At 68.9% G+C, this 13,415-nt stretch carries 13 protein-coding genes; 6 read left to right on the plus strand and 7 right to left on the minus strand.

Going from position 1 to position 13,415, the window contains the following annotated elements:
* Positions 1–38: 38 nt before the first annotated feature.
* Positions 39–1,526, plus strand: a complete 1,488-nt coding sequence (locus BZG35_RS07985; protein WP_253189312.1) for a phospholipase D-like domain-containing protein — start codon at positions 39–41, stop codon at positions 1,524–1,526.
* Here BZG35_RS07985 and BZG35_RS07990 read toward each other — a convergent pair.
* The 5 genes from BZG35_RS07990 to folD all read right to left on the minus strand — a co-directional run bounded on the left by BZG35_RS07990 (position 1,514) and on the right by folD (position 5,459).
* Positions 1,514–2,251 carry an endonuclease/exonuclease/phosphatase family protein gene (locus BZG35_RS07990; protein ID WP_077355157.1) on the minus strand — a complete coding sequence of 246 codons (738 nt, stop codon included), beginning with the start codon at positions 2,249–2,251 and terminating at the stop codon, positions 1,514–1,516. The genes BZG35_RS07985 and BZG35_RS07990 overlap by 13 nt on opposite strands.
* 47 nt (positions 2,252–2,298) lie before the next feature.
* Positions 2,299–2,985: a TPM domain-containing protein gene (locus tag BZG35_RS07995; RefSeq protein ID WP_253189313.1), complete on the minus strand. Its 687-nt coding sequence runs from the start codon at positions 2,983–2,985 to the stop codon at positions 2,299–2,301.
* Positions 2,985–3,731, minus strand: a complete 747-nt coding sequence (locus BZG35_RS08000) for a YgcG family protein (protein WP_077357963.1) — start codon at positions 3,729–3,731, stop codon at positions 2,985–2,987. The genes BZG35_RS07995 and BZG35_RS08000 overlap by 1 nt, the downstream gene beginning before the upstream one ends.
* Positions 3,732–3,802: 71 nt before the next feature.
* Positions 3,803–4,480, minus strand: coding sequence for a LemA family protein (locus BZG35_RS08005; protein ID WP_077355159.1), 678 nt, complete (start codon positions 4,478–4,480; stop codon positions 3,803–3,805).
* Positions 4,481–4,547: 67 nt separating this feature from the next.
* On the minus strand, positions 4,548–5,459 hold the full coding sequence (gene folD, locus BZG35_RS08010; protein WP_171982026.1) for a bifunctional methylenetetrahydrofolate dehydrogenase/methenyltetrahydrofolate cyclohydrolase FolD: 912 nt from the start codon (positions 5,457–5,459) through the stop codon (positions 4,548–4,550).
* Between the two features lie 114 nt (positions 5,460–5,573).
* On the opposite strand from folD, the gene BZG35_RS08015 reads away from it, so the two are divergent.
* Genes BZG35_RS08015 through BZG35_RS08030 form a run of 4 tightly spaced genes read left to right on the plus strand, consistent with a single transcriptional unit; the run spans position 5,574 to position 11,094 of the window.
* Positions 5,574–7,421, plus strand: a complete 1,848-nt coding sequence (locus BZG35_RS08015; protein WP_077355160.1) for a peptidase — start codon at positions 5,574–5,576, stop codon at positions 7,419–7,421.
* Between the two features lie 60 nt (positions 7,422–7,481).
* Entirely contained in the window at positions 7,482–8,648 is a 1,167-nt protein-coding gene (crtY, locus tag BZG35_RS08020; RefSeq protein WP_077355161.1) for a lycopene beta-cyclase CrtY, read from the plus strand.
* Entirely contained in the window at positions 8,645–10,159 is a 1,515-nt protein-coding gene (locus tag BZG35_RS08025) for a phytoene desaturase (protein WP_077355162.1), read from the plus strand. Before crtY ends, BZG35_RS08025 begins: the two co-directional genes overlap by 4 nt.
* Positions 10,156–11,094 (plus strand): phytoene/squalene synthase family protein, encoded by a 939-nt coding sequence (locus tag BZG35_RS08030; protein ID WP_077355163.1) that lies wholly within the window; start codon positions 10,156–10,158, stop codon positions 11,092–11,094. Before BZG35_RS08025 ends, BZG35_RS08030 begins: the two co-directional genes overlap by 4 nt.
* Here BZG35_RS08030 and BZG35_RS08035 read toward each other — a convergent pair.
* Positions 11,066–11,815 (minus strand): fatty acid desaturase, encoded by a 750-nt coding sequence (locus BZG35_RS08035; protein WP_077355164.1) that lies wholly within the window; start codon positions 11,813–11,815, stop codon positions 11,066–11,068. The two genes, BZG35_RS08030 and BZG35_RS08035, sit on opposite strands and share 29 nt — an antisense overlap.
* Positions 11,812–12,318, minus strand: coding sequence for a sterol desaturase family protein (locus BZG35_RS08040; RefSeq protein ID WP_077355165.1), 507 nt, complete (start codon positions 12,316–12,318; stop codon positions 11,812–11,814). The genes BZG35_RS08035 and BZG35_RS08040 overlap by 4 nt, the downstream gene beginning before the upstream one ends.
* A 65-nt stretch (positions 12,319–12,383) precedes the next feature.
* Between BZG35_RS08040 and fni the strand changes: the two genes are divergently transcribed.
* Positions 12,384–13,406, plus strand: coding sequence for a type 2 isopentenyl-diphosphate Delta-isomerase (gene fni / locus BZG35_RS08045; RefSeq protein ID WP_077355166.1), 1,023 nt, complete (start codon positions 12,384–12,386; stop codon positions 13,404–13,406).
* The last annotated feature ends 9 nt before the right edge of the window (positions 13,407–13,415 follow it).

Genomic DNA, 13,415 nt, shown 5'->3' on the forward strand with positions numbered 1-13,415 from the left:
GCAGTGGGACGAGACGGCGATCCGGCGGGATCGTCAGCATGGGGCGAATCTGGGTCATGGAGCAGGCGGTCGACAACACGACCCTGGACGCCCGGGCCGTCCTGATCCCCGGGGACACCTGCTGGCGGGTCGAGCCGGCGGACCGGCTGTCGATCCTGATGGAGAACGAGGCCTATTTCGACGCCCTGTCTTCGGCCCTGGACAAGGCGCGGCGCTCGGTCGTGGTGCTGGGCTGGCAGTTCGACCCCCGGACCCGGCTGGATCCCGAGACGCGCGCCGGGGACCGCCAGGCCGAGATCGGCCACAAGCTGCGGATGCTGGTCAAGACGCGGCCCGAGCTGGATGTGCGCCTGCTGATCTGGAAGTCGCCGCTTTTGATCGCCGCTTCGCAAGGCTTCTATCCGCACCGGGCCCAGGGCTGGTTCCGCAAGCGGATGGTCGAGTTCCGGCTGGACACCCCGGGGCCGATCGGGGCCTGTCACCACCAGAAGGCCGTCATCATCGACGACGCGGTGGCCTTCTGCGGCGGCGGCGACATCTCCGTCGATCGCTGGGACTCGTCGGCCCACCGGGACGATGATCCCCGCCGCATGCAGCCCTCGGGCATCATGTCAGCGCCGCGGCACGAGACCATGTGCGTGATGAGCGGACCGGCGGCGCTGGCGCTGGGGGATCTTGCGCGCGAGCGCTGGTTCAAGGCGACCTGGGAACGGACCGTGCCCGAGCCCGTCGACAGCGATCCCTGGCCCGACGGGGTCGCGGTCGACTTCAAAGATGTCGCGGTGGGGATCGCGCGGACCGAGCCGCGGCACGCGGGCCGGGCTGGCGTGCGGGAAAACGAGCGGCTGCATCTGGCGGCCATCCGCGGCGCGCGACGGCTGATCTATATGGAGAACCAGTATTTCACCTCACCCGTCATTTCGGCGGCGCTGGCGGAGCGACTGGGCGAACCGGACGGTCCCGAGGTGGTGCTGGTCTCGACGGGCCGCAGTCCCAGCTGGTTCGACAGCATGACCATGGACACCGCCCGGGCCGAGGTGCTGTACCGGCTGGAGACCGCCGATGTGCACAACCGGTTCTCGGCCTTCAGTCCCAATACGCGTGGCGGGGCACGGATTATCGTGCATGCCAAGGTGACGGTCATCGACGACCGCCTGCTGCGGATCGGTTCGACCAATATCAACAACCGCTCGCTGGGGTTCGATACCGAATGCGACGTCGCCATCGCGCCGGAGGACGACGCGGGCCGGGCCCGGATCCGCGCCTTCCGGCACAGGTCGATCGGCCATTTCATCGGCATCACGGGCGCGGAGTTCGAGGCGGCCGAGGCGGTGATGGGAACGACGGCCAAGGCCATCCAGACCTTCGACACCGGACGGATGTCGCCCCTGGGGGCCAGCCAGCCATCGATGATCCAGCGCGCCATCGCCGAGTTCCAGCTGGGCGACCCGGTGTCGCCGGCCGACGCCTGGCGACCCTGGAAACGCCGAAACCGGACCCAGCGCCTGCTGGATCAGGTGTCCTGAAACTCGAAATCGACGATCAGCGGCAGATGGTCGGACGCCATCCGCGCCAGGGGCGAGAAGGCGACCTTGACCCCGGTCACCCGGATGTGGGGGCTGACGAAGACGTGGTCGATGCGGATCGCGGGGAAGCCGGACGGGAAGGTCTTGATGGTCGGTTTGAGGGCCAGCTGGCGCTGGCAGTCGGCCAAACGGCGCACCAGGGTCTGATAGGGGCGGGTGATGGAGGTGGCGTTGAAATCCCCCGCCAGGATGGTCGGTCCCTGGCAGTCGGCGTGACCCATCCAGTCCTTTCCGATCAAGGCCGCCGCCTGCAGGCGCTGCTCGCGCGGGACCAGGCCCAGATGGGTCGTCAGGACGTTGAGCGGCGGCGAACCCTCCTTCTGCACCTGAGCCCAGATCGCCCCACGCGGCTCCAGCCCATAGATCCCCTTGACGGTCGGCAGGGCCCCGACCCGCATCAGCCGCTCCGGCCAGCGGGTCAGGATGGCGTCGCCATATTCTTCCTGTTCGATCGTCATGGCGGCGTGGAAGCGAACGGCCATGACCAGCCGGTCGGCGATCTTCTGCGCCTGGTCGACTCCGCCCGTGCGGGCGCGTCCGACGTCCAGTTCCTGAAGGCAGACGATGTCGGGCTCGTGCTCGGCGATGACCCCGACGATGCGCTCGACGTCGAGACGACGATCGACGCCGACGCAGCGGTGCACATTGTATGTCATCAGACGCATGCGGACCCGCTAGGCGATTTCTGGTGTGAAAGCCATGCGGCGGCGTTTCAGATCTCGACCAGCCGGTCGGGCACTTCGTTCCGGTTCGTGGCGCGCGGCGGGAAGTGCTCGGCCAGGACACCCCCGGTCAAGTCGATGGCGCGCTGGAATCCTTCCACCGGCCGCCGCGCCTTCAGACCCGAGGTCAGGGCCGCGACCGCCTCGGCCCAGATTTCGGGATCGACGCGGCTGTAGATGCCCTCGTCGGCGATGACCTCGACCTGGTGGTCGTCGAGGGCGGCGAAGATCAGCACGCCGGTGCGATCCTGGGTCACGTGCAGGCCGTGGGCGAGGAACTGATGCATGGCCGCCTGGCGGGCCCGGTCGCGCCGGATCGACCGCGGGGTCAGAAGGCGCAACAGCGGCGGGATGCGCAGGAGCAGATAGGCGAACACGAAGACGGCGGCCTGGATCACGGCATAGACGCCAATGGTCCGCCCGATCGTCACGTCGCGCGCCGCCAGATGTCCCGCCTCCCAGGTCTCGGCGAAACCGGGCAGCCAGCGCGCGTCGAACCCCAACGGGATCAGCCCCAGCGGCAGGATCAGGGCGGCGGCGGCGGCCCAGATCAGGCTGACGTCGCGGTAGGCGGAGACCTGCCGCGCCAGAACGCAGAAGATTTCGCCAGAGGTCTTCGCCTCGGCGGCGGCGATGGCGGCGGCGATGGCTGCGTGTTCGTCGGGCTTGATCCGCATCACCATCCTCCCGAGGCCCCGCCGCCGCCGAAACTGCCGCCGCCGCCCGAAAACCCGCCGCCGCCGCCGCCGAAGCCGCCGGAGCGACCGCTGGCGGCCTGGCTCAAGGCCTCGGCGGCCCCCCACAGGATGACCGATCCCAGACCGTCCGCGCCGCGACGCCGGCGACCATGCCGGGTGCCGGCGCGCATCAGGTTGAGGAACAGGAACAGGAAGATCAGGACGACGATCAGGACCGGAAAGACCGGCTCGTCAGCCTCGGTGGGGGCGGCTGCGGCGGCGCGGGCCTGGGCCTCGGCCGGGTCGAGGCGCAACTGGGTGATGACGGCGTCCACGCCCGCCGTGATGCCGCGCTCGAACCCGCTGACCCGGAACGGCGGCAAGATGTCGTTCTGGATGATCTGGTTCGACAGGGCGTCGGTCAGGATCGGCTCCAGCCCATAGCCGACCTCGATCCGGACCTTCCGTTCCGTGGGGGCGACGATCAGCAGGACGCCGCCGTCGTTCTCGGCATTGCCGAGGCCCCAGGCGCGCCCGAGCCGGTAACCGAAGTCCTCGATCTCATAGCCCTGCAGGTTGTTCAGCGTCACGACCACGAACTGGTCGCCGGTGTCAGCCTCCAGCTGCGCCAGTTTGGCGGTGATTTCGGCTTCCCTCTCCGCCGTGAGGAGCTGCGCCTGATCGACGACGCGCCCGGACAGGGCCGGGAAGGTCGGCTCGGCGGCGAAGGCCGTCGAGGCCAGCATCAGACACAGCACCCAACCGGCTATGACGCGGGCGAATACGGTCTTGGTCACCTTGGTGATCCGGGCCTGTGTCACGCGCTCGGCGGGGGCGATCCCGGGGCGACGGCGGGAGCCCCGCCGCCGGGTTGGGCGGCCGGGGCGCCGTTCAGATTGAACTCGACCTGCGGGGCGTTCTGGGCCTCGGCCGTGGCGGTGAACAGCTGCATCGGCTCCTCTCCCGAGAAGGCCGTCTTGGCCCAGATCACGGTCGGGAAGGTGCGCAGGCTGGTGTTATAGTCGCGCACAGCCTCGTTGTAGTCGCGGCGCGCGATGGTGATGCGGTTTTCCGTCCCCTCGAGCTGCGACTGCAGCTGAAGGAAGTTTTGATTGGCCTGGAGCTGCGGATAGGCCTCGACCGTGACCAGAAGGCGCGACAGGGCGCTGGTCAGCTGGCCCTGGGCGGCCTGGAACTGCTGGAAGGCGGCGGGGTCGCTGAGGGTCTCGGGCGTCACCTGGACCGAAGTGGCGCGGGCGCGGGCCTCAATCACCTGGGTCAGGGTGGTGCGTTCCTGGATCGCGGCCCCCTGGACGGTGGCGACCAGGTTGGGAATCAGGTCGGCGCGCCGTTGATACTGGCTCTGGACGTCGGCCCAGGCGGCCTGGGCGCGTTCCTGCTTCGTGGGAATGGTGTTGTAGCCGCAGGCCGACAGAGCCGGAACGGCCAGAACAACCGCCGCCGCCGCGCCGAGGCGCGAGTTGATGCGAACCATGGATCCCTCCGTGCGACGGCCGATGCCGTCGTTCCGGTCGGGACTATCCCCGCATCGCGCGCGCGCTTCAAGCGTCGAACGATGACGGCTCCAGACCGTTCGCGCGACAGGCGGCGACATAGGTGTTGGCCAGCAGGCAGGCGATGGTCATGGGGCCGACGCCGCCGGGCACCGGGGTGATGGCACCCGCCACTGCGGCCGCCTCGGCGAAGGCGACATCGCCGACGACGCGGGTCTTGCCTTCGGCGGCCTTGACCGGATCGGCGGAGGGGACACGGTTGATGCCGACGTCGATCACCGTCGCGCCGGGCTTGATCCAGTCGCCGCGGATCATCTCGGGACGGCCCACCGCGGCGACCAGGATGTCGGCCGAGCGGCAGAGGGCGGGCAGGTCGCGGCTGCGCGAATGGGCGACCGTGACGGTGCAGTTCTCGGCCAGCAGCAACTGGGCCATCGGCTTGCCGACGATGTTGGAGCGGCCGACGATCACGGCGTGCAGGCCGGACAGATCGCCGAGCCGATCCTTCAGCAGCAGGGCCGACCCCAGGGGGGTGCAGGGCACCAGACCCGGCAGGCCGACGGCCAGACGCCCGGCGTTGACGACGTGGAACCCGTCGACATCCTTGTCGGGGTCGATCGCGCCCAGCACGGCGGCCGCGTCGATCTGAGCCGGCAGGGGCAGCTGCACCAGGATGCCGTGGATGCCCGGGTCGGCATTCAGCGACCGGACCAGGGCCAGCAGGTCGGCCTGGGTCGTCGTGTCGGGCAGGCGGTGGGTGTCGGAGCGCATGCCGGCGCGAGCGGTGGTCTCGCCCTTGTTGCGGACGTAGATCTGGCTGGCGGGATCCTCGCCGACGATGACGACGGCCAGGCCGGGCTTGATGCCGTGGTCGGCGATCAGGTCGTCGGTCGCCCGGGCGACGCGATCGACCAGAGTGGCCGCGAAGGCCTTGCCGTCAATGATGGATGCGCGCGCGATCTCGTCCGCCATGAAAGGCTCCTCCTTCGGCAGCAATCGACCGGTGCGCGGCGATTTACAGATGTCGCGGATCGTCGTCTATGATCGCGAAGGGCTTATCCCTGAGGAAATGAAATGCGCTGCTCTTCGCTCGCCGTCACCGTCAGCGCCATAGCCCTGCTTTCCGTCGGGCCCGTCATGGCGCAGGAGGCGACGCCGATCCGCATCGGGGCATCGGTGTCGGGCGCGCTGACGGCGGAGGACGCGCGGGTCGACAGCGAGGACGAGGGTCAGTTCGTCCACGACGACTATGTGGTCCAGCTGCGGGAGGGGCAGCGCGTCGAGGCGGTCATGCGCTCGGACGTTTTCGACGCCTATCTGAGCGTGTCGGGGCCGACCGAGGACACCAGGGACCTGGCCAGCGACGACGACGGGCTGGGCGAGGGCACCCACGCGCGGCTGCGCTTTGCCGCCCCGACGAACGGTGCCTATCGCCTCCGCGCCCGCACGCTGAGCGGGTTCGAGGGCGGCGACTACAGTCTGCAGGTCAGCGAGCGCGCTGCCGCGCCCCGGGCCCCCCGGCCCACCGGCCTGCGCATCGGCACGGCCGTCGAGGGCCGGATCGCCGACACCGATCCCGTGAACGACGACGATCATCTCTATGACGCCTATACGTTCCGCGCCAGCGAGGGTCAGCGCTACGCGGTCAGCCTCGACAGCGACGACTTCGACAGCGTGGTGCGAATCGGGACGGGCCGAGGCGATTTCGACGAGATCGCGTCGAACGATGATTCGGGGGCCGGCGGCCTGAACGCCTATCTGATCTTCACCGCCCCCCGTTCGGGCGAGTTCATCGTGCGCGCCGCGCCGCTGGATGGAGCCACGACCGGGGCCTATACGCTGACGGTCGCCGAGGCCGGACCGGCGGCCCCGCGCACGCCGATCGCGCTGGGCGATACGGTGGAGGGCACCTTGGGGGGCGACAAGAACGATCTCGGGGCCCCGGCCGAGGTCTATACCTTCAGCGCCCTCGCCGGACAGCGGATCGTCGCCACCCTGCGGTCCGACGCCTTCGACGCCTATCTGGAACTGTTCGCCGAGAAAGCCGTGCATGACGGCGGCCGGGTCTCGGTCGACATGGATGATGACGGGGCGGGCGAGGGGACCGATGCGCGCCTGACCTATAGCGTCACGGAGGCCGGGGACTATTCACTGGAGGCGCGGGCCTTCGGCGAAGACGGCAGCGGTCCCTTCACCCTGAGCCTCGAGGCGGCCGCGCCGGAGCCCGCGGCCGCCGCGCTCGCCATGGGCGCGACGGTCCAGGGTGAGATCGTCGAGGGGGATGCGGTCGACGACGAGAGCCGCGGCTATGACGCCTATCGCTTCACGGGCATCGCCGGCAATCGGGTGCAGGTGATCATGCGGTCCGGCGATTTCGACACCTATCTGCAGGTCGGCAGCGCCGAGGGCGAGTTCTCGGCCCAGGCCAGCGACGACGACGGTCTGGGCGAGGGCACGGATTCGCGCCTGAACCACATCCTGCCGGCCGACGGGGACTACATCGTGCGGGCGTCGCCGCTGTCGAGCGACACCACCGGCCTCTACTCGCTGGAATTGATCGATCGCGGGCCGCAGCCGCTGCCGGGCAGCATCCTGGTCGGGGCGACGGCGCGCGGGACCCTGTCCGAAGACGACGCCCTGACCGAGGACGGGGCCAACTACGATGCCTACAAGGTCACGGTGAAGGCTGAGGAAAAGCTCACGTTGACGATGGTTTCCAATGCCTTCGATGCCTATCTCGATGTCGGAACGGAAGATGACGGGGTCTTCACGTCCGTGGTCGCCGACGACGACAGTCTGTCGGACACCCATGCCAAGATCGACTGGACCGTCGAAGAAGACGGCGACTATGTGATCCGCGCCCGCAGCTTCGCCTCGGGTCAGGAAGGGGCCTATGCCCTGACGGTCGAACAGGGCGAATAGGCGCAGGCGGCCGTCCTGGGGATGGTCGCACCGGCGGTCGTTTCGCTCTAAGGTTCGACGATGGGCCAAGCCGACTATGACCTGATCCTCGTCGGCGGTGGCCTGGCGTCCAGCCTCATCGCCTGGCGGCTGGCGATCGATCGGCCGGAGCTGCGCGTCGCCGTGATCGAGCGCGAGGGGCGTCTGGGCGGGAAACACACCTGGTCCTTCTTCGACGGCGACATCTCGGCCGAGGACCGCGCCTGGCTGGCCCCGGCGACGCCGCACCGTTGGACCGGCGGTTACGAGATCTACTTCCCCGGCCTCAGCCGGTCGATGAAGACCCCCTACAACAGCATGACGTCCGAGCGGCTGCATCAGGCCGTGGCCCCGCTGCTGGGCGATCGGCTGATCACGGGGGAGGCGGTGGTGGTGTCGCCCGACGGCGTGACCTTGTCGGACCAGCGGGTGATCCGCACCAAGGGCGTCATCGACGCCCGGGGGCCGGCCCCGACGCCGCATCTGGATCTGGGCTGGCAGCTGTTCCTGGGGCGCACTGTCCGCCTGACCGAGCCGCACGGCCTGACCCGGCCGACCATCATGGACGCGACGGTGGCCCAGGGCGAGGCCTATCGATTCGTCTATCTGCTGCCGTTCGACGACCGCACGGTCCTGATCGAGGACACCTATTACGTCGACGGGTCCCGGCTGGATCGCGAGGTCGTTCGGGGCCGGATCGACGCCTATGTCCGCTCGCGCGGCTGGACCGTGGAGGCCGTGGTGGACGAGGAGGAGGGCATCCTGCCCATCGCCCTGGACGGCGACATCGACGCCTTCTGGGCCCAGGAACCGTCGGTGGCCCGCGCGGGCCTGTCGGCCGCCCTGTTCCATCCGACCACCGGCTATTCGCTGCTGGACGCCGTGGCGACGGCCCGGCTGGTGGCCGGGGCGGCCGATGTGTCTTCGGCCGGGCTCCGGACCCTGATGGAAGCCCATTCCAAGAAACTCTGGGCTGATCGGGCCTTCTATCGGCTGCTGGACCGGATGCTGTTCCGCGCGGCGGACCCCGGGGATCGATGGAGCGTCATGCGGCGTTTCTACGGCCTGTCGGAGCCCCTGGTGCGGCGCTTCTACGCAGGACGGAGCACGATGCTGGACAAGGCGCGCATCCTGGTCGGAAAACCCCCCGTGCCCATCCATCGCGCGCTGCGACAGCTGCGCGAAACCGGCGTAGGAAGATCCTCATGAGAGACGTGACATCCAAACGCGCCGTGGTCATCGGTGCCGGCTTCGGCGGCATCGCCCTGGCCATCCGGCTGCAGCGCGCGGGCATCCAGACGACCCTGGTCGAGATGCGGGACAAGCCCGGCGGCCGTGCCTATGTCTGGAAGGAACACGGCTTCACCTTCGATGCCGGCCCGACCGTCATCACCGATCCGGACTGCCTGAAGGAGCTGTTCGACGGCACGGGGTCGCAGTTGAGCGACTATGTCGACCTGCTGCCGGTCGATCCCTTCTACCGCCTATGCTGGGAGGACGGGGCGTCGTTCGACTACAATGACGACCAGGAGGCGATGGAGCGCCAGATGGCGGCCTTCAATCCCGACGACGTCGAGGGCTACAACAAATTCCACGCCTATTCGGAGGAGCTCTATCAGGAGGGCTATCTGAAGCTGGGGGCCGTGCCGTTCCAGTCGTTCGGATCGATGCTGCAGGCCGCCCCCGAGCTGGTCCGCCTGGAGGCCTGGAACAGCGTCCACACCATGGTGGCCCGGCACATCAAGGATCCGCACCTGCGCCAGGCCTTCAGCTTCCACACCCTGCTGGTGGGCGGCGACCCGTTCAAGACGAGCTCGGTCTATGGCCTGATCCACGCCCTGGAGCGGCGCGGCGGGGTCTGGTTCGCGCGCGGCGGCACCAGCGCCCTGATCGGCGGTCTGGTGAAGTTCTTCCAGGATCTGGGCGGCGACTTCCGGCTGAACAGCCCGGTCGAACGGATCGAGACCGAAGGCGATCGGGCCACCGGGGTCACCCTGGCGGGCGGGGAGGTCATTCCGGCCGACATGGTGGCCTCCAACGCCGACGTGGTCGACACCTACGAACGCCTGCTGGGCCGGACGCCGCGCGGCAAGTCCAAGGCCAAGTCGCTGAAGTCCAAGCGGTTCTCCATGTCGCTGTTCGTGCTGCATTTCGGCACGTCGCAGCCGCAGCCGCAGCTGGCCCACCACACGATCTGCTTCGGGGCCCGCTATCGCGAGCTCATCTCGGAAATCTTCTCCGGCCCGACCCTGCCCGACGACTTTTCGCTGTATCTCCACGCCCCCTGCGCCACCGACCCGTCGATGGCGCCCGAGGGCATGAGCAGCCACTACGTCCTGTCGCCCGTGCCGCACCTGGGGGCCGCCGACATCGACTGGGACGTCAAGGGGCCGGAATACCGCGAGAAGATCATCGACTATCTGGAGGAGCGCTACATCCCGAACCTGCGGCGCGATCTGGTCACGACGCGGATCTGGACGCCCAAGGACTTCAAGACCGACCTGAACGCCCACCTGGGGTCCGCCTTCTCGCTGGAGCCGATCCTGACCCAGAGCGCCTGGTTCCGCCCCCACAACCGCGACGACGTCATCCCCAACCTCTACATCGTCGGGGCCGGCACCCATCCGGGCGCGGGCATTCCCGGGGTGGTCGGATCGGCCAAGGCCACGGCGGGCCTGATGCTGGAACAGACCCCAACGGGAGCGGTCGGGGCCCAATGACCGACGCCGTCCTCGCCGCGTCCAAGGCCTCAATCACCAAGGGGTCCAAGAGCTTTCGCTCGGCCTCGCGGTTGTTCGACCCGGCGGTGCGCGAGGACGCCTGGCTGCTGTACGCCTGGTGCCGCGCCTGCGACGACGAGATCGACGGCCAAGATCACGGCTTCGGCCACGAGGAACTTTCGGTCGAGGAACAGAAGCGCCGGCTGGCCCGGCTGTACGACATGACCCGCCGGGCCATGACCGGGGAGCCGATGTCGGACCCGACCTTCGCCGCCTTCCAGCGCGTGGCCATCCGTCATCGCCTGCCGGAGCGCTGGGCCATGGACATGATCGACGGTTTCGCGATGGACGTCGAGCACCGCGACTACCGCACCCTCGACGACGTCATGGCCTATTGCTGGCATGTGGCCGGCGTGGTCGGGGTCATGATGGCGCGGGTGATGGGCGTCACCGATGCCGCGGTGCTGCGCCGGGCCCAGGATCTGGGCCTGGCGTTTCAGCTGACCAATATTTCGCGCGACGTGATCGAGGACGCTCAGGGCGGACGGGTCTATCTGCCCGCGGACTGGCTGATAGAGGCGGGGCTGGAGCCGACCGCGCAGGCGGTGGCGGATCCGGCCCATCGCGCGGTCGTCCACCAGGTGACCCAGCGGTTGCTGGCCGTGGCCGAACCCTATTACGACAGTGCCCGTGACGGCCTACGCGGCCTGCCCTTCCGGTCGTCGATGGCCATCGCCGCGGCGCGGGGCGTCTATCGCGAGATCGGTCGCAAGGTGCGGCGCGGCGGGCCGGGGATCTGGCGCAGCCGGGTCTCGGTAGGTCGATTCATGAAGCTGTGGCTGTTCGCGCGCGGGGCCCTCATCGCGCTGTGGACCCAGGTGCTGGACCGCAGCAAGCCGCCCCCGCCTAGACCGGCGTTGTGGACACGGGTCTGACGGCTTCGGTCCGCAGGGTCGGAAGCCGCCACCAGGGGGTGTTCGGCGAGCTGTGATGCTCGTGGTGCAGGCCGAAGTGGAAACAGGTCAGCAGCGACAGGATCCACGGCATCGGCAGGGTCCGGGCATTGTGCCGGTCGATGAAGTCGGGCCCGTCGCCTTCATGCCGGTGCGGCAGCCAGGTGCCGAACACGAACAGCTGCAGCGCGCTGATGATGGCCGGAAGCGCCCAGAACAACAGCATGTTCAGCGGACTGGCTTTCAAGACGAAAATATAGACGGCGATCACGGCGCTGAGGATGGCGAACTCGCGCAGCCCGAAATAGCGGGTGAAGAAGGCCAGGAACCACGGCAGGAAGGCCCCGGGCCGCTCGGCGTGGAAATCCGGATCTTCCGCACTGCCCGGGGCGCGGTGATGCTGGTGATGGCAGACGTTGAGCGTGCGGTAGGAGAAACCCGCATAGGCCCCGACGCACAGCTGACCGATCGCGGCGTTCAGGCGCGGACGGCCGGGGGCGAGGGATCCGTGCATGGCGTCGTGGGCGACGATGAACATGCCGGCCCCGAGCCAGCTCTGGGTCAGGATCAGCAACGGGGCCAGGGCGAGGGCGGGCCAGATCAGGGCCTGGAAGAAGACGCCCCAGATGTGCAGCGCCAGCCATCCGCTGAAGATCAGCAGCGCCAGGGTCAGGCCGATGGCGGTTTGGCGACCCCGGCTCATGCCAGGGGCACGCCCGGATCGGGCGCGCGCTCGGTCCGGCGGGATTTCAGGATGGCGTTCAGTCGGTGCGGGTCCGGGGCGAAGACGAAGCCGAAGGACACGGCCCCGTCGCGGGTCTGGACCGCGTGATGCAGCTTGTGCGCCTGGACCAGCCGGCGGGCGTAGCCGTTCCTCGGCATCCAGTGAAACGGCCAGCGCTGGTGGACCAGTCCGTCGTGAATGAAGGCATAGATGACGCCGTACAATGTGACGCCCAGGGCGATGGCGCGCACCCACCACAGACCCGTCAACCAGGCCAGGACGAACAGGCCTGTGCCGGCCAGGGCGCCGACCACGCCATAGAGGTCGTTGACCTCGAACGTCTTGTCGTGGGGTTCATGATGGTCGCGGTGCCAGGCCCAGCCCAGCGGGCCGTGCATGACATAGCGATGGGTGCACCAGGCCACGCCCTCCATCAGGAAGAAGACGGCGAGCGTCAGGAGGATGAACCAGAGGGTCGACATGGACGGACTCTACGCCGCGATGTCGACGGTTCCAACCGTGACCAGGCGTCGCTAAGCTGTTTGCGATGACCGACGATCCGATCCGCGACCGCAAGGACCAGCATCTCGACGTCGTGCTGGCGGGGCGGGGGCGGCACGCGACCGATGCGGGCTTCGATTCGGTGCGCTTCGTGCACGAGGCCCTGCCCGACCTCGGCTATGACAAGATCGATCTGGGGGTCGATTTCCTGGGGCGGCGTCTGAAGGCTCCGCTGCTGATCAGTTCGATGACCGGGGGGCCCGCGCGGGCGGAGGCGATCAACCGCCATCTGGCCGAGGCGGCCCAGGCCCTTGGCATCGCCCTGGCGGTCGGTTCGCAGCGCGGCGCGGCCCAGTCGGGCGTGGCCGGGGGCCTCGACACCGCGCTTCGGGATCGCGCGCCCGACACGCCGCTGCTGGCCAATATCGGGGCGGCCCAGCTGACCCAGGGGTTCGGCGTCGATCAGGCACGGGGAATCGTGGAGATGATCGATGCGGATGCGCTGATCGTGCATCTGAACCCCTTGCAGGAGGCCTGCCAGCCGGAGGGAGACCGCGACTGGTGGGGCGTCGGCGCCGCGCTGGAGGCCCTGGTCGGCAGCCTAGGTGTGCCGGTGGTGGTCAAGGAGACCGGGGCCGGCCTGTCGGCGGCCACGGCTCAGCGGCTGGTCGACATGGGCGTCGCGGCGCTCGACGTGGCGGGGGCCGGCGGGTCCAACTGGGGGTTGATCGAAGGGGAGCGGGCGACGCGCGCATCGGACAAGGCCCATGCCCTGGCGTTCGCCGACTGGGGCATCCCCACGGCGCAGGCCATCGTCGAGGTCCGGGCCGCCTGTCCCGAGGCGGTCCTGATCGGATCCGGCGGCGTCCGGGATGGGGTGGATGCGGCCAAGGCAATCCGGCTGGGCGCTGATCTGGTAGGACAGGCCACCGGCGTACTCGCCGCCGCAACCGTGTCGACCGCCGCCGTGATCGAGCATTTTCAGATCGTGATCCAGCAGCTGAGGACGGTCTGTTTCTGCACCGGTTCGGCCAATCTGACAGCCTTGCGGCAGGCGAGGCTGCAGTAGCGGCCTGCC

This window comes from Brevundimonas sp. LM2 (assembly GCF_002002865.1).
Taxonomy (GTDB): Bacteria; Pseudomonadota; Alphaproteobacteria; order Caulobacterales; family Caulobacteraceae; genus Brevundimonas.

Excerpts from the sequence above, each read along its gene's own strand:
- BZG35_RS07985 (WP_253189312.1), top strand. The coding sequence starts at position 39 with ATGGGGCGAATCTGGGTCATGGAGCAGGCGGTCGACAACACGACCCTG.
- BZG35_RS07990 (WP_077355157.1), bottom strand. The coding sequence starts at position 2,251 with ATGCGTCTGATGACATACAATGTGCACCGCTGCGTCGGCGTCGATCGT.
- BZG35_RS07995 (WP_253189313.1), bottom strand. The coding sequence starts at position 2,985 with ATGCGGATCAAGCCCGACGAACACGCAGCCATCGCCGCCGCCATCGCC.
- BZG35_RS08000 (WP_077357963.1), bottom strand. The coding sequence starts at position 3,731 with ATGCTGGCCTCGACGGCCTTCGCCGCCGAGCCGACCTTCCCGGCCCTG.
- BZG35_RS08005 (WP_077355159.1), bottom strand. The coding sequence starts at position 4,480 with ATGGTTCGCATCAACTCGCGCCTCGGCGCGGCGGCGGCGGTTGTTCTG.
- BZG35_RS08015 (WP_077355160.1), top strand. The coding sequence starts at position 5,574 with ATGCGCTGCTCTTCGCTCGCCGTCACCGTCAGCGCCATAGCCCTGCTT.
- crtY (WP_077355161.1), top strand. The coding sequence starts at position 7,482 with ATGGGCCAAGCCGACTATGACCTGATCCTCGTCGGCGGTGGCCTGGCG.
- BZG35_RS08025 (WP_077355162.1), top strand. The coding sequence starts at position 8,645 with ATGAGAGACGTGACATCCAAACGCGCCGTGGTCATCGGTGCCGGCTTC.
- BZG35_RS08030 (WP_077355163.1), top strand. The coding sequence starts at position 10,156 with ATGACCGACGCCGTCCTCGCCGCGTCCAAGGCCTCAATCACCAAGGGG.
- BZG35_RS08035 (WP_077355164.1), bottom strand. The coding sequence starts at position 11,815 with ATGAGCCGGGGTCGCCAAACCGCCATCGGCCTGACCCTGGCGCTGCTG.
- BZG35_RS08040 (WP_077355165.1), bottom strand. The coding sequence starts at position 12,318 with ATGTCGACCCTCTGGTTCATCCTCCTGACGCTCGCCGTCTTCTTCCTG.
- fni (WP_077355166.1), top strand. The coding sequence starts at position 12,384 with ATGACCGACGATCCGATCCGCGACCGCAAGGACCAGCATCTCGACGTC.